The organism is Paraburkholderia sp. GAS334, from assembly GCF_050436625.1.
Taxonomy (GTDB): Bacteria; Pseudomonadota; Gammaproteobacteria; order Burkholderiales; family Burkholderiaceae; genus Paraburkholderia.
This window is the reverse complement of record NZ_JBNDMO010000040.1, coordinates 1-19570: the sequence shown is the minus strand read 5'-3', so window position 1 is coordinate 19570 and position 19570 is coordinate 1. Positions and strand designations below refer to the sequence as shown.

Sequence of the window (19570 nt, the reverse complement as noted above, 5' to 3'; positions counted from 1 at the left end):
CCTCAACCCGTCAGACGTTCTCAAACAACGCCGCGCAACAGGCTCGCGGTTTCCTGCAACGCAGGCAACACGCGGGCCAACGCTGCGCTTCCCGACTCCTGCCCCATCGGCATGCTGACGCTGATCGCTCCGATCACAACGCCGTTGTGGTTCCGCAGCGGCACAGCGACGCCTCGCATACCCACTTCGAGTTGCTGCTCCGACAACGCGTAACCGCATTGAAGCACCTGCTCGATCCCGGTCCGCAGACGCGCCTTGTCGACGATCGTGAGAGGGGTGAACACCTTGGGCTCGTAGCGCGCGAGGAAAGCGGCCACACGTTCGGGCGGCTGATACGCGAGCACGATCATGCCCGCCGACGAAAGCGGCGCGGCCACGCGTGAGCCGAGCACGAAGCCTACGGTTGTCACCCGATCCGCGCCGTTACGCGCGATATACACGACATCGTCGCCATCGAGCACGGCCAGCAGCGCACTTTCCTGCACGGCGGCGGTGATGCGCTGCAAGAACGGCTGCGCGATCCGCGGCAGACGCGCCGACGCGAAATAAGCCGTGCCGGCACGCAGCACACGAGGCGCCAGCCAGAACAGGCGCCCGTCCGTCTCCGCGTAGCCCGCCTCGGCGAGGGTCAGCAGGTAGCGACGCGCAGCAGTGCGGGTCAGTCCGGTCAACTCCGCGACGTTTGCCGGATTCATTCGCGGATGATCTTTGTCGAATGCTTCGATGACGGCCAGCGCCTTCGTCGCCCCGGCAATTCGATCCTTGTCGTTCACTGTCCCACTCCGTAGAAACCCGATTTGAGGGCGCTATTCGCGCAACGTGCGCGAATAGCGCCCATTTTATGCTGACCGACGTTGTCCTGTATCAGGCGAAAGCGTAATTTCCCGACATGCCTCTGCAGGCGTCAGAAGGTTAAATATCAATATCGGAGACTCACATGGCTAGCAGCCTGACCGAACACGAACCACAGGGCACACACCAGACCAGGAAGGCGACCGCGAGCGGCTGGATAGGCTCCGCGCTCGAGTACTACGACTTCTTTATCTATGCGACTGCGGCATCGCTGATTTTCCCGCAGCTGTTTTTCCCGTCGGGGAATCCGAAGATCGCGATCGTGGCATCGCTCGCGACGTATGGCGTTGGATACGTCGCGCGGCCGATCGGCGCCTTCTTTCTCGGGCACTGGGGCGACACGAAAGGCCGCAAGAACGTGCTACTCGTGTGTATGTTCATGATGGGCTTTTCGACGATGGCCGTCGGCCTGCTGCCGACGTATCACCAGGTCGGCATGCTCGCGCCTGTGCTCCTGGTTGTGTTGCGCCTGATTCAGGGCTTCGCGGTGGCAGGCGAGATTTCCGGCGCCAGTTCGATGATTCTCGAACACGCTCCATTCGGGCGGCGCGGGTACTACGCGAGCTTTACGCTCCAGGGCGTGCAGGCAGGGCAGATCCTCGCTGCGGCTGTGTTCCTGCCGCTCGCGCATTACATGCCCGAAGACGCGTTCAACGCATGGGGCTGGCGCATTCCGTTCCTGCTGAGCGCCGTGGTTCTGATTGCGGGCTACATCATTCGTCGCGAGGTCAAGGAAACGCCGGCCTTCGCGACTGAAGGCGCCGCGCCGCGCTCGCCGATCGTCGAAGCATTCAGGTTCAACTGGAAAGAGATGCTCGTTGTTGTGTGCTGTGCCTTGATGAACGTCATTCCGGTGGTCACCACGATCTTCGGCGCGGCCTACGCGGTTCAGCCTTCATACGGGATCGGCTTTCACAAGAGCGTCTACCTGTGGATCCCGGTGCTGGGCAACATCGTGGCCGTGCTCGTGATTCCGTTTGCCGGCAACCTGTCGGACAGGATCGGACGGCGGCCGCTTATCATCGGTGGCGCGCTCGGTTCAGGGCTGTTGTCGTTCGGGTACCTGTACGCCATCAGCATTCACAGCGTGCCGCTCGCGATCGTGATGTCGATGCTCATGTGGGGCGTGATCTACCAGGGTTACAACGCGATTTTCCCGAGCTTTTATCCCGAGTTGTTCCCCACGCGTTCCCGGGTTTCTGCAATGGCGATTTCCCAGAACATCGGAACCACGATCACTGCGCTGCTGCCGGCACTCTTCGCAACGGTAGCGCCTCCAGGCTCGACCAACGTTCCGGTGACGATTGGCGCGATCACGTTCGGTATCACGATTATCTCGGCGATTGCGGCGTATAGCGTGCGGGAAACGTACCGGATTCATCTGAACGATCTGGGTGTGCGCGGTGCGACGCCCGTCGACAAGCTGGACTACCAGCGTCTGCGGAAGCAGACGCTATCCGGTGCCAGGGTTGCATAACAGCTGACATGAAGCGCTCGCAGCGAAGCCGGGCTCGCTGGAGCGCTCTCAGCTAACCGGCTCTCGCGTTCAGTTCTGGCCCAGAACGCAACATTTGCCCAGGCGATTGTTGCGTCGCAGCACGTTAGCGCCTAAGCTGGTTGAGTAGAGAACGGAAGGAGCCTGCCATGCCACCTTGTGACTCGTGTCTGGGCCTGAGTGGTTCACCGTCCGCGGTGGGATGGCGCCAGGGGCTCGCCCTCTTGGGTGTCGGCGCGCTTTGCGGCGAAACGGCGGTGGAGCACTACCGGTGCGTCGCATGTGGTGCCGCCTTTTCGCGCGTCCTGATCGGCGAGAATGACGATCGCATATGGCGATCGCTCGATTGCCCTGGCGTTGGGCATGCCTGACCAGCGAGCTGCTTCGTCGATTACGCCAGCGACGGAGGAAGGGCGCGTTGAAACCAGCGCAACGACCGCTGCGTCTGACTTTATAAAGCTGCCATAAGCACCCGAATTCCCAGGTGCCGTGTGGCTCTTCACTACGCTGGTTTCCGCACTGCTGCCATCGGACGCAGTCATGGCAGCGTTTTGTGCGACCGCCCGGGCCCTAACGGGGCATTATCTGGGCGATTAACTTCGTGTAATCGATAGCATGCGTGTAATTTCATGCATCCTCTTTTGTCATGTGGACTGCGTGCGACTGATCGCTGATTTGCCGGAGGCGAGTCGCGATCCTCTACACTGTCCCCCCGGAATCAGTTTGCTGGCATCTGTACATGCCCGCCCGCCATGCAAACGCAGGCCGCCACGTCCGTTCAGATAAAGACTGGGCGGCGTCTTTTACAATAGCGACGCATTTAACTGGAGGTTCATTTGAAATCAATCGTTCTCACGCTCGCCGCTGCCGTCATCGCTTCGACGGCTTTTGTCGCCACACCCGCAATGGCTGCCACAACCGAAAAGTTGCCCTCGGGCGTTGTCGTTGAGCACCTGAGTGCCGGGAACGGCGCGCAGCCACAAGCAACTGACGTCGTCACGGTCAACTATCGCGGCACGCTCGCGAATGGCACCGAGTTCGACAACTCGGCCAAACACGGCGGCCCGGCAAGCTTTCCGCTCAACCGCGTGATTCCGTGCTGGACTGAAGGCGTGCAGAAAATGAAGGTCGGTGAAAAGGCAAAGCTGACGTGCCCGTCGGCAACGGCTTATGGCGAACGCGGCGTTGGTGCGATCCCGCCGAACAGCGATCTGACGTTCGAAGTCGAACTCATCAGCATCGGCAAGTAGTAGCTAGCAACCGGCGCCCGGAAGTACTCGACGGGCGCCGCTCCTGCTCATAGGTAAAATCGTGGCACCATGAAAATTGCTTCTGGTGGTACTTATTCTGGATCCACGAAACGCGTAACCTGATACGCGCCTGCACACCCCACGCAGGGATCACACGACAGGAAATACGCCGCATGACATCCACAGAAACTACACAGATCAAACTGCTGTCGCCGGAAGACTTTGATGCGTGGCTGCCGCTGTGGCGCGGCTATCAGGATTTCTATAAAACCAGTATTCCCGCCGGGACGACAAAGCTCACATGGGACAGAATCCTCGATCCCGCGGAGCCGGTGTTCGGCGCGCTGGCCGTATTGAACGGCCGGGCGGTCGGGATGGTGCACTGGATCATGCACCGGTCCTGCTGGACCGTCGGCGACTACTGCTACCTGCAGGACCTTTTTGTTGAAAACGACGTACGGGGCGCCGGGATTGGACGAAAATTGATCGAGGAAGTCTACGCCAGGGCCAACGAGGCGAAATGTTCGCGTGTGTGGTGGCTCACCCACGAAACCAATCTTGATGCGATGCAACTGTACGACCGCATCGCGGACCGGTCAGGATTTGTGCAGTACCGGAAAATACTGGAATGAACAACAGGCGAGGCGAGGGCAAGGCGCTCGCTATGTGCAGCGCAAATGTAAGCAAAAAAACTTTCAGTAACGATCCAGTAACCACAAATTGCAGCGATTGGCCTAACGTAGTGGTTAATACGTCACTCGACTTGCGCCATCATGATTTACCGATCGAAACTGCTTCGCGCCGTGATACCGGCGGCCCTTGTCGCACTGGCCCTCGGCGGCTGCGCGGTGGTGCCGCCGAGCGGCCCGAGCATCGTCGCGCTGCCCCGCAGCGGCGAGTCGCTCAATCAGTTCCAGCAAGATGATTACGCGTGTCGCAACTACGCGTTCCAGTCCAGCGATGCGGCCGGCGCGTCACAAAGTGCAACTTCGAACAGCGTCGGTAGCGCCGCTGTCGGCACATTGGGCGGCGCTGCGGTTGGCGCGTTATTCGGTGCGGCGGCGGGCAATGCCGGAGCCGGAGCTGCGATCGGTGCGGGCAGCGGGCTCTTGATTGGCGGCGCCACTGGCGCGAACGGAGCCCAGTATTCCGCCGCAGGCCTGCAGGCGCGATACGACGCCGCCTACGCGCAGTGCATGGTCTCGAAGGGCAACACGATCTCGCAGCCGCAGATGCCGGTTTACGCGCCGCGACCGGTGTATATGGCGCCGCAGCCGGTGTATATGTCGCCGCCACCCAGGTACGTTGCGCCGCCGGTCATGTACGCGCCGTATCCGTACTACTGACCGGGGTAATTTCGAACGCTGCTGGATGTGTCAAAGTAGCGACACATACCTCCAATTGGAGCAGCGCCTGATGACCCCCTTGCCGATTGCGGACCGATGGTTCGAACTTAAACGCATCAGTGACGACATCACCCTGCTATGGGAACCGCATGTCGTGCCGCTGATGCGCTGCAATATCTGGCACGTGCGCGGCCGCGACCGCGACCTGATGATCGACACTGGCATGGGCATTGCCAGTTTGCGCGACGCTGCGCGACATCTTCTTCAGAAGGACGTCACGGCCGTCGCGACGCATACGCATTCGGATCACATCGGCGGACATCATGAGTTCGCTCACACACTGGTTCACGAACTGGAAGCCGACAATCTGCGCTCGCCGCGCGGGCGCGGAACGTTGCTGGCGTCTGTACTGGGTGAGGACGCGATACGACGGTACCGCGATGCGGGCTACCCGTTCGACGGCGATCTGATTACCGCCCTTCCCAGCGCCGATTACGTGATGTCCGACTATCGCGTGCGGGCCGCGACGGTCACGGAAATCGTCAAGGAGGGGAATGTCGTCGATCTTGGCAACCGGCATTTCGAGGTGCTGCATCTGCCAGGCCACTCACCGGGCAGCATCGGCCTGTGGGAAGCGGCATCCGGCACACTGTTCTCCGGCGATGCGATCTACGATGGCCCGCTGCTGGACGAGATCGACGGCGCCGACATCCCCACCTATGTGCGTACGATGAAGCGCTTGCGCGAATTGCCTGTGCAGGTCGTGCACGCTGGACACGATGAGAGCTTCGGACGCGAGCGACTGGTCGCACTGGTCGATGCCTGGCTCGACAAACGGGCTTGAACATCGGGTAGCTGTCAGGTCCCCTTGGCGGCCCGGCCACGGGTGTCTCACTTCGACAGATGCAGCTTCTTCGAGAGCACGATGCCCCGCTGTGGGCTGACCAGCCAGATGGCCTGGATGTTCGCGTGCAGCGTCGAGGTTCTTGTGGTGATGTCGGTGGGCTCCTCGTTGGTGGGATCGGTGTGATCGCTCCGGTCGGTCAGGTAAGGCGGCGCCAGGCTGCATATCAGCACAATCGCGTAGTCTCCATTCGCTTCAGAAAACGCTGCCTGTGAGAGTGGCACGCGTCCGTTGACACTAGTCCTGCTCCCGCCGCCGGATTTCAGTTCAATCAGATCGATATGCTGGATGTACCCTTTGGCCTTCGCCTCCGGCGCTACCACAAGCCCTCGACCGCGTGGTCCGGTGATCGTCTTCCTGAGCAGGATCACACCCGGATCGTTGTCGCCCGACAGATCGACGTTTACCGTCAACTGGTGCGTCGTTGACCGATACAGTATTCCGTAGGATGCAGGTACGACGAAGGCCAGTTCGCGGTCGAGATGGGCTTTCGCCAGATCGAGATCGTGCGGCGTCTTGTGGGCCGGCACGTGAATCAGGTTCCGGACGCGATCGCTCAACGAAGGCGAGTTGGCATGGATGCTCAGCTTCGCGAGGGCGTCCCGGACAGCAACCGGGTCGTCGCCCACGAAAGGCCGTGTCGACAGGGCACTTCCAGAGGCGGAAATGTCAGCCTCGCCCGCATGGGTAGCCGTGGCCGCGTCTGCCGACGTCCCGGCGTGCGCCAGCGACGACATGCAAACGAGGGTGAAAGCGGCGCTTGAATGCAGCAGCATGGATTTCAGATCGGACACACAAAACCCTCCAGGGACTCAGGCAGTCTATCGCAAACGCGTGCCTGATCATTTGCCGGTGACCCGACGCCCGGCGTCAGGAACATGGATTCCCTGTCGCCGCGTTCATTTGAAAGGCAGGGCTTGGACGGGCAACGTATGGCGTACGTTCGAGGCAACTCGCGTGAGCGGAGCGCTGGGCGTCAGTTCGACGGCAACAACTGTCCGGCGTAATTCTGGTTGTCCTCCCGGAATATTGCGTCCTTCCGCACGTTTACTCGGCACTCTTTCCGACTGACTCGGGGGCCTCCGCGAAGCGTATGAAGCGCTTCGCGTATTGCCATGACTTCTGGGCGTGTCGCGTACTGCCCGAAACAGGATGAAAGAGTTGTCTGCCGCGACCGTCGCGGCAGGATTTCGGTCAGGCAGGCGGGACGGCAATACCGGCGTCGCCCGATCGCGCCATCTCGCTCCCGGGCGACGGCCGACTGCTTGCGCCGGCGTTTGTGCGTGCGCCGCGAGAGTTGAACCCGCTTGCCCTGCGGTTCATCTGGAGACCACTTTCATGGAACCCGCCACATTCCTGGCAGAAAGCATCCGCTTCCTGCCGTCCCGGCTTTGCAACGGCCCCGTGCATCGCACGCGCGCCGCTCTCAAAGGTCTTTTGTTGTCAGCGATATGCGGTGCGGGCCTCGCGCTTGCGCTGCCCGAGGCCGCTTGCGCCGACGGTGGCATCACGCAACTCCTGCCACCGTCTTTTGTGACATCGTCGACGGTCCCGCCTAACGGAGACGTTAATCCCTACGGCGTCGCATTCGTCCCTCAGGGCTTTCCCCGCTTTGGAACGATCGCTCCTGGCGACCTCCTGGTATCCAACTTTAACAACCAGGCCAACCAGCAGGGCACTGGAACGACCATCGTCAAGATCGTGCCCAACAGCAATCCCGTGGTGTTCTTTCAGGGTGGCGCCGGCCTCGGCCTGAGCACTGCGCTGGGCGTGCTCAAGGGTGGCTTCGTGCTGGTCGGCAATGTGCCCACCACGGATGGCACTTCGGCGACGGTCAGCGCAGGCTCACTGCTCGTCCTGGACCGGAACGGGAACCTCGTCGCGCAGTGGACGCCTGCGATGGCGAAGATTGACGGCCCGTGGGACCTGACCATCTTCGATGAAGGCAACAAGGCGAAGGTGTTCGTGTCGAACGTGCTGAACGGGACGGTGGTGCGGCTCGACGTCGCCGTCAACGAAAACGGCGTGCAGATTGAACGCGTGACACAGATCGCATCCGGCTACCTGTTTCGCGGCGACGCGGCGGCTCTCGTCGTAGGCCCGACCGGACTTGCTTACGATCCGCGACGGGACGTACTCTACGTCGCCTCTACCGTCGACAATGCCATCTTCGCCGTATTCGACGCCGGAAACACCAGACATGATGGTGGCAAAGGTGTTGTGATCTATGCGGACCATGCTCATCTGCGTGGCCCTCTCGGACTGGCGCTCGGACCGAATGGCGATCTGTTCACGGCAAATGGCGACGCGATCAATCCCGACCCGAAACAGCCGAGCGAGATCGTGGAATTCACGCCGCAAGGCCGGTTCGTCGCACAGCTTTCGATGGATCCGTTGCAGGGCGGTGCGTTTGGGCTCGCGTTCTCGCAGATCCGCGATGACGTCGTGCACTTTGCAGCGGTCGACGACAATGTGCCGAACATCACGGACTGGAGTCTGCACTTCGACGACCCGGCGCGCTGATACGCGAACCCGCAGATGGCCTTGCATGGTGAAAGAGGAGAGCAGCGGATATTTCGCGTCCGCCAGCCGGTCTTGTCGTTTCCCTAGCCGCGAGTCTCGATCGAGCGCATGCGGCGTTCAAGGTCGAAAAGATCGACTGACGACGCGAGGTAGGCGTCACGGCGGCTATGTTCAGCACGTTCGAGCAGGTTGCGCAACTGCTTAACAAGGTATGAAAACATGGTGTACTCCGGTAACTCAATTTGATCCGTAGTGGGCGGCCGAGGCGGTAGTTGGTTTAGAGGCAACTGCACGGCTCGACCGCCGTACTTACGCATCGATCATGCCGTTCTGTTCAGATCCCCGGCTGACGGTCGTATTGATCTCCTGTGGCGATGCGAACGTGGAAAGTGTCGTCTTTTGGCTAACGCCTTTTGAGCAATAGTCCGGTTACCGAAGACATTCGCAGTCTCGTCTGGTGATCGTGCGCATGGACACCGGTGTGGTTTCGGGTTCATGTGGGTGCTAGTATTTCCGCGTTGGTCATATCGATGAATGACCAGGCGTCCATATCTCTTGTGCAGGACGCCGCAATTGACGGACGCTTTCATGGATGCCCTTTCCGACGTCCTTCGGGTTGTGCGGCTAAGCGGTGCCGTTTACCTCGATGCGGAGTTCACCACGCCGTGGTGCCTGTTTGGCCAGGCGGATGCGGCGCTTTGCGCTGCATTTCTGCCGGGATCAGAACGCGTGATCTCATACCATCTGATCACCGAAGGCAGTTGTTCAGCACGACTGGCAAATGATCCTGACTCGGCTATTCAGCTCAATGCCGGCGAACTGCTGGTGGTGCCACAAGGCGAAGCACACATTTTCGGAAGCTCCCTGGACCTTCCTCCCGGGCTCGCGGGGCCTTTGCTGGCCGGTCAGCTACAGACGACACCAGGCCAGGTGATGAAGCTGTGTTATGGGGGAGGTGGAGCGCCCACGTGTATCGTGTGCGGGTTTCTGGCCTGCAACGATACATTGAGCAATCCTCTGCTGTGCTCGCTGCCGAGGATCTTCAAGGTCGATATGCGCAGCGATCCGCAATCAGCATGGCTTGAATCGGCACTTCGATTCGCTGCCGCCGAGGCGGCGCACGTGCGCGCCGGCAGTGTGACCGTTCTCGCCAGACTGTCGGAACTGCTCTTTGTAGAAGCGGTGCGCCGCTGTATCGATGCGCTGCCGGCGGACCGGAAGGGATGGCTGGCGGGATTGCGCGACCGGTTCGTTGGACGTGCGCTATCGATGCTTCATGCTCAGCCAGGCCATTCCTGGACTGTTGATGAGCTTGCGCAAAAGGTGGGATTGTCGCGCTCGGCGTTAGCGCAACGGTTCACTGAGCTGTTGGGACAGCCACCCATGCAGTATCTGGCGCGGTGGCGCTTGCAGCTCGCTTCGCTAGAACTCCTGAACGGGAGCAAGTCGCTCATCGCGGTAGCGGAGCAGGTTGGCTACGATTCGGAGGCGGCGTTTAGTCGGGCATTCAAGCGCGAATTCGGAATGCCGCCGGCTACCTGGCGAAAAAGCCGTGTGAAGGCGCAAATCGATAATGCGTTCCCGAATGGGGCCGGGCCCGCTGGCGAGACGACGGCTGTCCAGTCAGGGAATATTGGGGCCGCTCCAGTACCTTGACCCGCGGTTCTCTTAAGTTTGACCTTTCCGGCGCCTGTACCCGGCAGACCCCCTTTTCGTGGGGCGGTCACGGTGCTGCTTCGCAGTTGTTCTTCGATTGTTCGACAAATCCTGCCAGTCAATTCGTTTTGAGCCGCTTTATCCCGGCTGATGAGATGTCTACATTTGCGGCATTGGCAACGGAATGGTTCAAGGAACTGCCGGTCAATTTCCACGGTACAACATCTCTTCAAGGAAACGATCATGAGCAAGCTCGCAGGTAAGGTGGCCGTCGTCACGGGCGCATCCAAGGGTATCGGAGCCGCTATCGCCAGGGCACTCGCATTAGAGGGTGCTTCGGTGGTCGTCAACTATGCAAGCAGCAAGGCGGGCGCCGATGCGGTTGTTGCAGCGATTACCGCGGCCGACGGCAAGGCGGTCGCCGTTGGCGGTGATGTTTCAAAGGCAGCGGACGCGCAAGGCATCGTCAACGCGGCCATCGAAACGTATGGCCGCCTCGACATCCTCGTCAACAATTCTGGCGTCTACGAGTTCTCGCCAATCGAGGAGATCACCGAAGAACACTTCCACAAACAGTTCAATACCAACGTACTCGGCGTGCTGCTCACCACGCAGGCGGCCGTGCGCCACCTCGGTGAGGGGGCGAGCATCATCAACGTCAGTTCGGTGGTCACCAGCATTACGCCGCCGGCAAGCGCCGTCTATAGCGGCACGAAAGGCGCGGTCGACGCGATCACCGGCGTGCTTGCGCGCGAACTCGGTCCGAAGAAAATTCGCGTGAATTCAATCAATCCCGGCGTGGTGGTGACTGAGGGTACCCACAGTGCAGGGATCATCGGGTCTGACCTGGACGCGTGGGCGCTCAGCCAGACGCCGCTCGGCCGGCTAGGTCAGCCGGATGACATCGCCTCGATCGCAGTGTTTCTTGCATCGGACGACGCGCGCTGGATGACGGGCGAACACGTTGTCGCGAGCGGCGGCTTGCGCTGATCTGGACGAAAGATTCCGCCCGGCTCGGACCCACCGTGGCTCCGTCGGGCGGTTCGGACGCCGCATACCGCAAAAGTGAGCCAGGCAGACAGGAACCGCTTTTGATCATGTCGACGGTCGACGTCCCGATCAGGGCTCGATCACGCGTTGCCAGACCGAAGCTTACGACCGGCTTCTCGCAGCCGGGCCGCTCGAGCTTCGGCTCATTTGCAGACGCCGGCTAAAGTTGCACGCAAACCTGGCCGTTATACAAGACGACCAGGCGCTTCTTTCATTGACGCAGTTGTGCGAAGGCGAATCGGAAGGACTCCAGGCAGATCGGATCAACGTCTACAGGGGGGTATCCCATGCTTGCCAGCAGCTACAACAGCCTGCTTGTCCTGTTCTCGCTGCTTGTGGCGATTCTGGCCTCGTATACCGCGCTGGACATGGCAGGCCGCATTTCTGGCGCTCAGGGACGTGCAACCCACTGGTGGCTGGCTGGCGGTGCATGCGCGATGGGCATCGGGATCTGGTCGATGCACTTTATCGGCATGCTGGCATTCAGCTTGCCGATTCCGCTTGGCTACGATCCCGCGATCACGGCGCTCTCGCTGTTGATCGCGATCGCATCCTCAGCGTTCGCGCTGTGGCTCGTGGGTCGGAACGAGCTGCCATGGTCGCGTCTGGTTGGCGGCGCGGTATTGATGGGCGCCGGGGTTGCCGCCATGCACTATACGGGCATGGCCGCAATGCGCATGACTCCCGGAATCCGGTATATCCCGTCCCTGTTCATTTTGTCTGTCGTCATCGCGATCGTCGCTTCGGGCGCAGCATTGTGGATTGCATTCAACCTGCGCCGCCTTTCACCGCTGGTTAGGCTGTTGCGTGCGGGAGCGGCAGTCGTAATGGGCTTTGCCATTGTCGGGATGCATTACACGGGGATGGCGGCGGCGCAGTTCCCGCCTGGAAGCGTGTGCGGCGCGGCGCGTGACGGGGGGGACGTCGGATGGCTGGCGCTTGTGATCATCATCGTCACGCTGGCGGTGCTCGCTATCGCGCTGATCATTTCAGTACTTGATCTGCGTCTGGAGTCACGCACTTCCATGCTGGCGATTTCACTCGCCGAGGCCAATCAGGAACTGACCTACCTGGCGCTGCACGACAACCTCACCAAACTCCCTAATCGCGTGTTGCTGGAAGACCGGCTCGATCGTGCGATCCAGGGCGCGAATCGCGAAAATAGCCGCTTCGCCCTGATGTTCATGGACCTGGACGGGTTCAAGACGGTCAACGATGCCTATGGACATCACATCGGCGACCTGTTGCTGGTCGAAGTCGCCCAGCGCATCGGGTTGAACGTCCGGTCACAGGACACGATCGCCCGGGTGGGTGGAGACGAATTCGTGCTACTGGCGGGGGTAGCCGAACCGGCGGATGCGGCGACCCTCGCCGACAAGGTGCTGACTGCCGTTCAAGAGCCCTTTCAGGTGGCCGGCCGCCTGTTGCGCATCTCGACCAGCATCGGTATTGCGATGTACCCCGGCGACGGCGCCCGTCAGGACGACCTGCTGACCAATGCCGATGCAGCGATGTATCACGCGAAGGCGCTGGGGCGCAATGCCTACTGCTTCTTCGAAGCGTCGATGAATGCCAATGTTCACGAGCAGCTACAGCTCGTGCAGGATCTCCGTTTAGCCCTTGAGCGACGCGAACTGATTCTCCAATATCAGCCCAAGTTCACCGCACCCCACGGACCGGTAATCGGCGTAGAAGCGCTGGTGCGCTGGTCGCATCCGACTCGCGGGCTCATTACGCCGGACCAGTTCATCCCTCTGGCGGAGAAAACGGGGTTGATCGTACCGATCGGTGAATGGGTGCTGGACGAGGCCTGCCGGCAGATCAGCGAGTGGCGCAAAGCAGGCCATCGTGACTGGACCATGGCGGTCAACCTGTCGGCGCTTCAATTCGGCCATGCGAGCCTGATTCAAACGGTGCGGGAAGCCTTGGCGCGTCATGCACTGGAGCCACACTGCCTGACGCTAGAGGTAACCGAGTCGACGGCGATGCGCGATGCCGACGCAAGCCTGCGAATCCTGCAGCAGCTTCACGACATGGGCGTGCGCATTTCAATCGACGATTTTGGTACGGGCTATTCGAGCCTCCTCTATCTCAAGCGACTACCGGCCAGCGAACTGAAAATCGACCGCGGGTTTATCCGTGATCTCGCACGCGACACCGAAGACGCAGCGATCGTTTCGGCAATCGTGGCACTGGGCCAGACGCTCAATTTGAATATTGTCGCGGAGGGCGTGGAGACTGCGGCGCAGCAGGAGTTCCTCACCCGGCTTGGTTGCGATTCCCTGCAAGGTTTCCTGCTTGGCCGTCCGATGTCTGCAGATCACTTGATCGAAGCGCTCTCGCAAGAGAATGTCCTGAATGACGCGACGTGAGTTGACTTCCGGCGAGACTGCGTGCCGGTTGAAGGTCGGCTCCGCGCTGACAACGGACGACCTCTGCGAGGAAACAAACAGGCAAAGCGTCTTCTATCGGATCTTGATGACAACCTTTCCCTTTGCACGTCCTGTTTCGACGTAAGCCAAAGCCTCTTTGGTTGATTCAAAAGGGAAGATCCGATCGATCACGGGCCTTATCGCACCTGCGTCGATGAGCGTAGCGATCTGGCTTAACTGGTCTCCGTTGGCACGCATGAAAACGAATGAATAGCTGACGTCATGACGTTTCGCCGCTTTTCTGATGCGATGGCTCAAAAGGCGCATCACCGTTTTCAGGAACCAGGAGGCACCCATCTCTTTCGCAAAATCGGGATCGGGCGGACCGGCGATCCCGATGAGTTTGCCACCCGGCTTGAGCACCCGCAGCGACTTCTCGAGGGTATTTCCGCCCTGCGTATCCAATACCACGTCGCAGTCTTTCAGGACGGCGGCAAAGTCTTCTTTCCTGTAATCGATGACGATATCCGCACCGAGTTGCTTCACCAGTTCGGCGTTCGCCGCGCTCGCTGTCGTCGCGACGGTCGCGCCCACATGCTTCGCCAGCTGAATGGCAAAGGTGCCAACGCCGCCCGAGCCGGCGTGTATGAGTACTTTTTGCCCTTTCTTCAGTTGCCCTTTTTCGATCAGCGCCTGCCAGGCGGTCAAACCCACCAACGGGATTGAAGCCGCTTCTTCCATGGTGAGTGCTGTGGGCTTGAGGGCCACGCCGTCTTCCTTGACCGCGATGAATTCCGCGAAAGTACCGATCCGATCTTTGTGCGGTCGCGCATAGACCTCATCGCCCGGCTTGAATCGCCGCACGCGCGATCCGACGCGGACAACGACTCCGGCCAGATCGTTGCCCAAAATCAATGGCAAACGATAGGGCAAAATGAGCTTGAACTCCCCGTCTCTGATTTTGGAATCGAGAGGGTTCACGCCAGCGGCGTGAATCTGGATCAATACGTCGTCCTCACGCGGCTCCGGGACCGGCATATCGCCGGCCCGTACGTCATTCTTGCGTCCATATCGATCGACGACGAATGCTTTCATCAGGGTTCCTTATCAGTTTATCATTGCGTCAAGTTGCTCCACGGGCAGTAGCACGGATGTTGAGCTGCAGATCGGTCGCAGCACAGTCATGCGTTGACGTCGACGACCATGCCGGCACGTCCTTGTAGTCTGCCCTTTGAACGGGGAGGGGGCCGTAACGCCGTCTACGTCGCGAGCCGCAAATCTTTGCGAATACCGGCGTCTACCAGGCCCGCAGGCGCAAATCTGCGTAGCAATCGCAGACGTCCGGCGAGTCCACCGGCTGCATAGCGGAGTTTCGGGCGAGCCGCGAGGGCGGCCTGCAGTACGGTCTCAGCCACAACCTCAGGACCGTCAGCGCCCTCGACCACCTCCTTCACTCGCTTATCCACGGCCGAGCGCACCTCGCGGTACGCGTCGAGGGGGGCGTCGGGCGCCATGAAGTTCGCGTCGAAAGGCGTCTTGATATAGGCAGGCTCAATGACCGATACCCGGATGCCCATCGTGCGCAACTCATGGTCGAGCGACTCCGAATAGCCTGCGACCGCGTGCTTGGTGGCGGAATACAGCGCCATGTAGGGCATGGGTAAGAAACCCAGCACAGAGCCGATGTTGATGATGCGGCCGCTACCTTGTTGCCGCATATGGGGCAACACGGCACGCGTCATGCGGATAATCCCGAAGAAGTTTGTATCGAAGATCGCGCGGGCCTGGTCAATCGAACTCTCTTCTGCGGCGGCAGGGGCGACGCCGAAGCCAGCGTTGTTCACCAGCAGGTCGATGCGGCCCTGCAGACGCAGTATTTCCTTGACGGCAGCTTCGACTGATTCCTCGCTAGTCACGTCAAGCGGCAGCATCTCGAACGTCTGCTGGCCAGCTTGTGCACCGCGTCGACTGGTGCCGTAGACCTTGTATCCGGCCTTCGTAAGCCGCTTTGCCGTGGCTTCGCCGATTCCTGACGAGGCGCCCGTAACGAGCGCTATTCTGGTTTCCATGATGTCCTTCCGATATCGAGCGATGTCTTTACGTGGTTGGCCGGGTATTCATCCTGTTGAAATATGATTATCATCATATTTCAGGTCCAGCGGAAACCGGTACCGGTCTGGCGGATTTACGCATCAGCGGGCGCGAGTTTTTTCAATGCGGCTTCAAGAAAACTTTCCGACAGCCTGGGATCGTCAACGGCACGCGCCAGCACCATGGTGCCAACCATGGTGGCAACCGTTATAAGTGCCTGTTCGTGCGCGCCCGGCTGGCCCCAATCGGGCAACTGGCGCGCAACGACATCGATCATCTCCTTGATGCGGCGGGTGGCCGCGCGCCGCACGACCGGCGCCTGGCGCGGCATCTCCGAGCCGAGGGCGGAGACCGGGCAGCCAGTCTCTATGCCTTCAAAATGCTCCTTCGACAGATAGGCGCGCACCATAGACGGCAACGCCTGCTCTGGCGGCACGGAGGCGGCGATATGCTCCGACAGGGCCACGGCTTCAGCACCTGCGCGGTCTGCAGCTTCGGCAAGCAGCGCCTCGCGCGATGGAAAGTGCGCATAGAAGCCGCCATGCGTCAGGCCGGCCTCCTTCATGATGTCGGCCACTCCCGTGCCGTCGTAACCGCTGCGCCGAATCGCGCGCGCGGCAACCTCGACGATACGCTCGTGCGTGATTTCTTTACGACTGACGGTTTTCCGGTTGATTGGCGGCTTTTTCATGACGCCCATCATATAACATTTCGGCGCAATTTTGTGCACGGGGCAATGACCGGCGTGCTACATCGCCTGTCCAGCATCGGACCGTTCGGCCAGCTCCGGCCGCTGACGCGGTTCCTCCCACGTTCGTATTGACGTCCGCTGTACGTCCGACACGTGTCATCCGATTGGTCCACAAACTCACGATAGAGACGGGCGAAGCACCGCCGGATGCCGGGTCCGCGTCCACGAGGCGCGTACAGATCGAATCTATACTTTTCCAACTGGGCTTCGCGCTGCATGGCGATTACATTCGATGTAATTGGCGCACCGCGCAGCCGTCTCTACTCTTTGGCTATCGCGCCACCAATCCGGTGGCGCTCACCGTCAAGGAGAGACCATGTCCAGCTATCCTGTTCACACGATCGAGTCTGCCCCTGCGCAATCGAAGTCCGTGCTCCAGCAACTGCAACAGGCGTTCGGCCTGATCCCGAACATCGCAGCCACGATGGCTGCTTCACCGGTGCTGATCAATGGATTCATTGGCCTGTTCGAGCGCGTGCATGCGAGCAGTCTGACGGAGTCGCAGATCCAGACGTTGCTGCTGACCAACGCGGTCACGAACGCCAGTGAGTGGCCGGTCGCGTTTCACACCGCGCTCGCGTTGAAGGAGGGCGTACATCCCGCGGATGTCGACGCAATCCGGCACGGCGGCCTGCCTGGTGACACCAGACTGGCCGCGCTATCAATGCTGGCGCGTACGCTGATCGAAAAGCGCGGCCGCCTGACTGTTTCGGATCAGAGACGCTTCCTCGAAGCAGGGTTCAATTCCGAGCAGATACTCGAGGTCATTGCGGTGGTTGCAGCATCTACTATCACGAACTACACCGGAAGCGTTACGCAGCCAGCGCTCGAAGCGCCGTTTGAGGAATTCGTCTGGCATGCGCCCGCAACCTGAGCCCGTTATATTCGTCCGCCTTGATTAGGGAAATCCGATGAACGTCACTCGTCCCGATCCGAAAGTGCCGCGGAGCGAACTTGGGGAATTGTTACGCTATTGGCGCGACGTGCGTGGCGTGAGTCAACTCGATCTGTCGCTCGAGGCCGGTGTCTCGCAGCGCCAGATCAGCTTCATTGAGAGCGGACGCAGCGTGCCGGGTCGGGACACGCTACTGACCCTCGCGCAGACGCTCGACGTGCCGCTGCGCGAGCGCAATGCACTGCTGCTCGCCGCTGGCTACGCGCCCGTGTATTCGGAGGCACCTTGGGACGCACAGGAAATGCACAGTGTCATCCGCGCGCTTGAGCGGGTCGTTCGCCAGCACGAACCGTTTCCGGCGATCGTCATGGACCGTCACTGGAATGTCCTGATGACCAACGACGCAGCGCCTCGCTTTTTCAACCACTTCATCGACATGGCTTCGCGCGAAGGACCGCGCAACATGCTGCATCTGATCTTCGATCCGCAGGGTATGCGTCCGTTCGTGGCCGACTGGGACAACGTCTCGCGAAGCTTGCTCCAACGGGTATATCGCGAATCGGTCGGTCACGTCATCGACGACGGCACAACGCGTCTGCTCGACGAACTGCTTGCGTATCCCGATGTGCCGCGCGACTGGAAGGCGCATCATGCGCCGACCGCCATATCCACGATGCCGGTCATTCCGCTCGGCTTCGTCAGCGAGGGCGTGGTTCTTCGTTATTTTTCGATGGTGACGAGCGTCGGAACACCGCAAACCGTTGCCGCGCAGGAACTGCGCCTGGAATGTATGTTCCCGGCCGATGATGCAACCGAAGCACGCCACCAGCAACTGCTTGCAACGCATTCAAAGGAACGCTGAGCAGCTTGTGGATATCCAGTCGTGTTCTGCTGCCGGGCCGCGATCGTCAGTTATGCCAGCACGCACATCGCCGTCGTTTGGGTGTCAGATTAACCACCTGGAACCGTCATTCAACGGGTCCAGCATCGACCGGTCGAATCCGCACCGGCAAACGGCCGTGCGCTTGCGAAGGTGGTCGAGAGCGGTCTCGTATCGGCGGTCGTAATCATCGAGTGTAAACTGGCGCGATCGGACGCTTCCGGTCCTTCGCGGGCTCATGGACTTGCCGACTCACGCGGTTGTTCAGCCTGCTCTACTCCTCAAAGACTTGATCGGAAAAGGGGATGTCATGGCAAGGGATGAAATTGTCTGGGGGATCCTGGGCACCGCGAAGATCAACGACAAGGTTGTCATGCCCATGCACAGCGCGCCAAAGTGTCGGGTGAAGGGCATCGCGTCGCGATCACGGGAGAAGGCTCGGGAAGCCGCAGCCAGATATGGTTTGACTGTCGCATACGACAGTTATGAGGGGCTCCTGGCGGACCCGGAAATCGACGCGGTATATATTCCGCTGCCCAATCACATCCACGTGGAATGGACGATCAAATCCGTGGAGGCGGGCAAGCACGTCCTGTGTGAGAAGCCGATCGGGCTGGACGCCCAGCAGGTTGAACGACTCATCGCTGCGCGCGACAGCAACGGCCGATGCATACAGGAAGCCTTCATGGTTCGCACGCATCCGCAATGGTTGAAGGTGCGGACCTTGATTGACGAAGGTGCGATTGGCGAATTGCGGGCGGTGACCGGCGGCTTCACCTACAACAACACGAACCCGCACGATATCCGCAACCAGAGCGAACTGGGTGGCGGCGGTCTGCTCGATATTGGTTGTTATCCCATCACAACGTCACGCTTCGTTATCAGGTCTGAGCCAAGGCGAGTGGTTGCCCTGATGGAGCAGGATCCAATATTCGAAGTGGACCGGCTTGGCTCTGTGCTGATGGACTTCGACGGTGTGCAGGCGAGTTTCTTTTACTCGACTCAGACCCATAACTATCAGCGGATGCAATTTCACGGTACCAAGGGGCGGATCGAGGTCGAAATTCCATTCAATGCACCAGGCGATCGACCGACGCGTCTGTTAGTGAGTGAAAACACAAGCGCCGGTGTCGGGACTGATCGCTGGCTGGAACTTCCAGTGTGCGATCAATATGGCATCGCAGCCGCCACGTTCGCGGAGGCGATATTGAGTGGAAGCCCGCAGGCTATTCCGCTAGAAGATGCGCGCGCAAATACGCGAGTGATCGACGCCGTGTTCCGCTCGGCTCGATCGGGCGCGTGGGAGAGAATCCTGGAAAGTTGAGGTGCTACGCAGGAGCAAGCTCCGCCGTTCAACGTGCAAGAAGTGCCAAAGCTCGTGTGACGCGTAACAAGCCACGCATCGGAGTAGCTGGGCCTGTCATAAATTTTGTGTGTAAGGCATAACATGTAGCTCAAGGAGCATGTATGCCACGCAAACCCAAGACGAGCCCCGAGGCCCAGAC

18 protein-coding genes are annotated in these 19570 nt (G+C 60.3%); 12 read left to right on the top strand and 6 right to left on the bottom strand.

Features of this window, described 5'->3' with window-relative positions:
• Positions 1 to 20: 20 nt before the first annotated feature.
• Positions 21 to 773: an IclR family transcriptional regulator domain-containing protein gene (locus P3T21_RS34580; RefSeq protein ID WP_429260391.1), complete on the bottom strand. Its 753-nt coding sequence runs from the start codon at positions 771 to 773 to the stop codon at positions 21 to 23.
• A gap of 164 nt (positions 774 to 937) precedes the next feature.
• Here P3T21_RS34580 and P3T21_RS34575 point away from each other — a divergent pair, with 164 nt between their 5' ends.
• The 5 genes from P3T21_RS34575 to P3T21_RS34555 all read left to right on the top strand — a co-directional run bounded on the left by P3T21_RS34575 (position 938) and on the right by P3T21_RS34555 (position 5787).
• On the top strand, positions 938 to 2329 hold the full coding sequence (locus tag P3T21_RS34575) for an MFS transporter (RefSeq protein ID WP_429260390.1): 1392 nt from the start codon (positions 938 to 940) through the stop codon (positions 2327 to 2329).
• Positions 2330 to 3183: 854 nt separating this feature from the next.
• Positions 3184 to 3597, top strand: a complete 414-nt coding sequence (locus P3T21_RS34570; RefSeq protein WP_429260389.1) for an FKBP-type peptidyl-prolyl cis-trans isomerase — start codon at positions 3184 to 3186, stop codon at positions 3595 to 3597.
• Between the two features lie 173 nt (positions 3598 to 3770).
• Complete coding sequence (locus P3T21_RS34565) at positions 3771 to 4229, top strand: N-acetyltransferase family protein (protein WP_429260388.1); 459 nt, start codon at positions 3771 to 3773, stop codon at positions 4227 to 4229.
• Between the two features lie 141 nt (positions 4230 to 4370).
• Positions 4371 to 4943: a glycine zipper family protein gene (locus P3T21_RS34560; protein ID WP_429260387.1), complete on the top strand. Its 573-nt coding sequence runs from the start codon at positions 4371 to 4373 to the stop codon at positions 4941 to 4943.
• A 70-nt stretch (positions 4944 to 5013) separates the two neighbouring features.
• Entirely contained in the window at positions 5014 to 5787 is a 774-nt protein-coding gene (locus tag P3T21_RS34555) for an MBL fold metallo-hydrolase (protein WP_429260386.1), read from the top strand.
• Between the two features lie 47 nt (positions 5788 to 5834).
• On the opposite strand, the gene P3T21_RS34550 is transcribed toward P3T21_RS34555, so the two are convergent.
• Entirely contained in the window at positions 5835 to 6641 is an 807-nt protein-coding gene (locus P3T21_RS34550; protein WP_429260385.1) for a hypothetical protein, read from the bottom strand.
• A gap of 544 nt (positions 6642 to 7185) precedes the next feature.
• Here P3T21_RS34550 and P3T21_RS34545 point away from each other — a divergent pair.
• The gene (locus tag P3T21_RS34545; protein ID WP_429260384.1) at positions 7186 to 8370 is read left to right on the top strand and encodes a hypothetical protein; all 1185 of its coding nucleotides are present in this window, start codon (positions 7186 to 7188) and stop codon (positions 8368 to 8370) included.
• 83 nt (positions 8371 to 8453) lie between these two features.
• Here the strand turns inward: P3T21_RS34545 and P3T21_RS34540 are convergent, their stop codons facing one another.
• Entirely contained in the window at positions 8454 to 8591 is a 138-nt protein-coding gene (locus P3T21_RS34540) for a DUF3563 family protein (RefSeq protein WP_429260383.1), read from the bottom strand.
• 367 nt (positions 8592 to 8958) lie between these two features.
• Between P3T21_RS34540 and P3T21_RS34535 the strand changes: the two genes are divergently transcribed.
• From P3T21_RS34535 to P3T21_RS34525, 3 genes are all read left to right on the top strand, one after another.
• Entirely contained in the window at positions 8959 to 10026 is a 1068-nt protein-coding gene (locus P3T21_RS34535) for an AraC family transcriptional regulator (RefSeq protein ID WP_429260382.1), read from the top strand.
• Positions 10027 to 10269: 243 nt separating this feature from the next.
• Positions 10270 to 11016: a glucose 1-dehydrogenase gene (locus tag P3T21_RS34530; RefSeq protein ID WP_429260381.1), complete on the top strand. Its 747-nt coding sequence runs from the start codon at positions 10270 to 10272 to the stop codon at positions 11014 to 11016.
• 347 nt (positions 11017 to 11363) lie between these two features.
• Positions 11364 to 13448: a putative bifunctional diguanylate cyclase/phosphodiesterase gene (locus tag P3T21_RS34525; protein WP_429260380.1), complete on the top strand. Its 2085-nt coding sequence runs from the start codon at positions 11364 to 11366 to the stop codon at positions 13446 to 13448.
• Positions 13449 to 13541: 93 nt separating this feature from the next.
• Here P3T21_RS34525 and P3T21_RS34520 read toward each other — a convergent pair whose 3' ends face one another.
• From P3T21_RS34520 to P3T21_RS34510, 3 genes are all read right to left on the bottom strand, one after another.
• Positions 13542 to 14543 (bottom strand): NADP-dependent oxidoreductase, encoded by a 1002-nt coding sequence (locus P3T21_RS34520; RefSeq protein WP_429260379.1) that lies wholly within the window; start codon positions 14541 to 14543, stop codon positions 13542 to 13544.
• 164 nt (positions 14544 to 14707) lie between these two features.
• On the bottom strand, positions 14708 to 15517 hold the full coding sequence (locus P3T21_RS34515) for an oxidoreductase (RefSeq protein ID WP_429260378.1): 810 nt from the start codon (positions 15515 to 15517) through the stop codon (positions 14708 to 14710).
• A gap of 116 nt (positions 15518 to 15633) precedes the next feature.
• On the bottom strand, positions 15634 to 16242 hold the full coding sequence (locus tag P3T21_RS34510; RefSeq protein ID WP_429260377.1) for a TetR/AcrR family transcriptional regulator: 609 nt from the start codon (positions 16240 to 16242) through the stop codon (positions 15634 to 15636).
• A 364-nt stretch (positions 16243 to 16606) separates the two neighbouring features.
• Here P3T21_RS34510 and P3T21_RS34505 point away from each other — a divergent pair, with 364 nt between their 5' ends.
• From P3T21_RS34505 to P3T21_RS34495, 3 genes are all read left to right on the top strand, one after another.
• Positions 16607 to 17164: a carboxymuconolactone decarboxylase family protein gene (locus tag P3T21_RS34505; protein ID WP_429260376.1), complete on the top strand. Its 558-nt coding sequence runs from the start codon at positions 16607 to 16609 to the stop codon at positions 17162 to 17164.
• A 37-nt stretch (positions 17165 to 17201) separates the two neighbouring features.
• Positions 17202 to 18047 (top strand): helix-turn-helix domain-containing protein, encoded by an 846-nt coding sequence (locus P3T21_RS34500; protein WP_429260375.1) that lies wholly within the window; start codon positions 17202 to 17204, stop codon positions 18045 to 18047.
• Positions 18048 to 18303: 256 nt separating this feature from the next.
• Entirely contained in the window at positions 18304 to 19389 is a 1086-nt protein-coding gene (locus tag P3T21_RS34495; protein ID WP_429260374.1) for a Gfo/Idh/MocA family protein, read from the top strand.
• Positions 19390 to 19570: the final 181 nt, after the last annotated feature.

What these genes read in the sequence shown, in the direction of transcription:
- P3T21_RS34535 (WP_429260382.1), top strand. Translation starts at nt 8,959, where the DNA reads ATGGATGCCCTTTCCGACGTCCTTCGGGTTGTGCGGCTAAGCGGTGCC.
- P3T21_RS34515 (WP_429260378.1), bottom strand. Translation starts at nt 15,517, where the DNA reads ATGGAAACCAGAATAGCGCTCGTTACGGGCGCCTCGTCAGGAATCGGC.
- P3T21_RS34505 (WP_429260376.1), top strand. Translation starts at nt 16,607, where the DNA reads ATGTCCAGCTATCCTGTTCACACGATCGAGTCTGCCCCTGCGCAATCG.
- P3T21_RS34520 (WP_429260379.1), bottom strand. Translation starts at nt 14,543, where the DNA reads ATGAAAGCATTCGTCGTCGATCGATATGGACGCAAGAATGACGTACGG.
- P3T21_RS34545 (WP_429260384.1), top strand. Translation starts at nt 7,186, where the DNA reads ATGGAACCCGCCACATTCCTGGCAGAAAGCATCCGCTTCCTGCCGTCC.
- P3T21_RS34540 (WP_429260383.1), bottom strand. Translation starts at nt 8,591, where the DNA reads ATGTTTTCATACCTTGTTAAGCAGTTGCGCAACCTGCTCGAACGTGCT.
- P3T21_RS34575 (WP_429260390.1), top strand. Translation starts at nt 938, where the DNA reads ATGGCTAGCAGCCTGACCGAACACGAACCACAGGGCACACACCAGACC.
- P3T21_RS34510 (WP_429260377.1), bottom strand. Translation starts at nt 16,242, where the DNA reads ATGATGGGCGTCATGAAAAAGCCGCCAATCAACCGGAAAACCGTCAGT.
- P3T21_RS34565 (WP_429260388.1), top strand. Translation starts at nt 3,771, where the DNA reads ATGACATCCACAGAAACTACACAGATCAAACTGCTGTCGCCGGAAGAC.
- P3T21_RS34525 (WP_429260380.1), top strand. Translation starts at nt 11,364, where the DNA reads ATGCTTGCCAGCAGCTACAACAGCCTGCTTGTCCTGTTCTCGCTGCTT.
- P3T21_RS34555 (WP_429260386.1), top strand. Translation starts at nt 5,014, where the DNA reads ATGACCCCCTTGCCGATTGCGGACCGATGGTTCGAACTTAAACGCATC.
- P3T21_RS34495 (WP_429260374.1), top strand. Translation starts at nt 18,304, where the DNA reads ATGGACTTGCCGACTCACGCGGTTGTTCAGCCTGCTCTACTCCTCAAA.
- P3T21_RS34560 (WP_429260387.1), top strand. Translation starts at nt 4,371, where the DNA reads ATGATTTACCGATCGAAACTGCTTCGCGCCGTGATACCGGCGGCCCTT.
- P3T21_RS34500 (WP_429260375.1), top strand. Translation starts at nt 17,202, where the DNA reads ATGAACGTCACTCGTCCCGATCCGAAAGTGCCGCGGAGCGAACTTGGG.
- P3T21_RS34530 (WP_429260381.1), top strand. Translation starts at nt 10,270, where the DNA reads ATGAGCAAGCTCGCAGGTAAGGTGGCCGTCGTCACGGGCGCATCCAAG.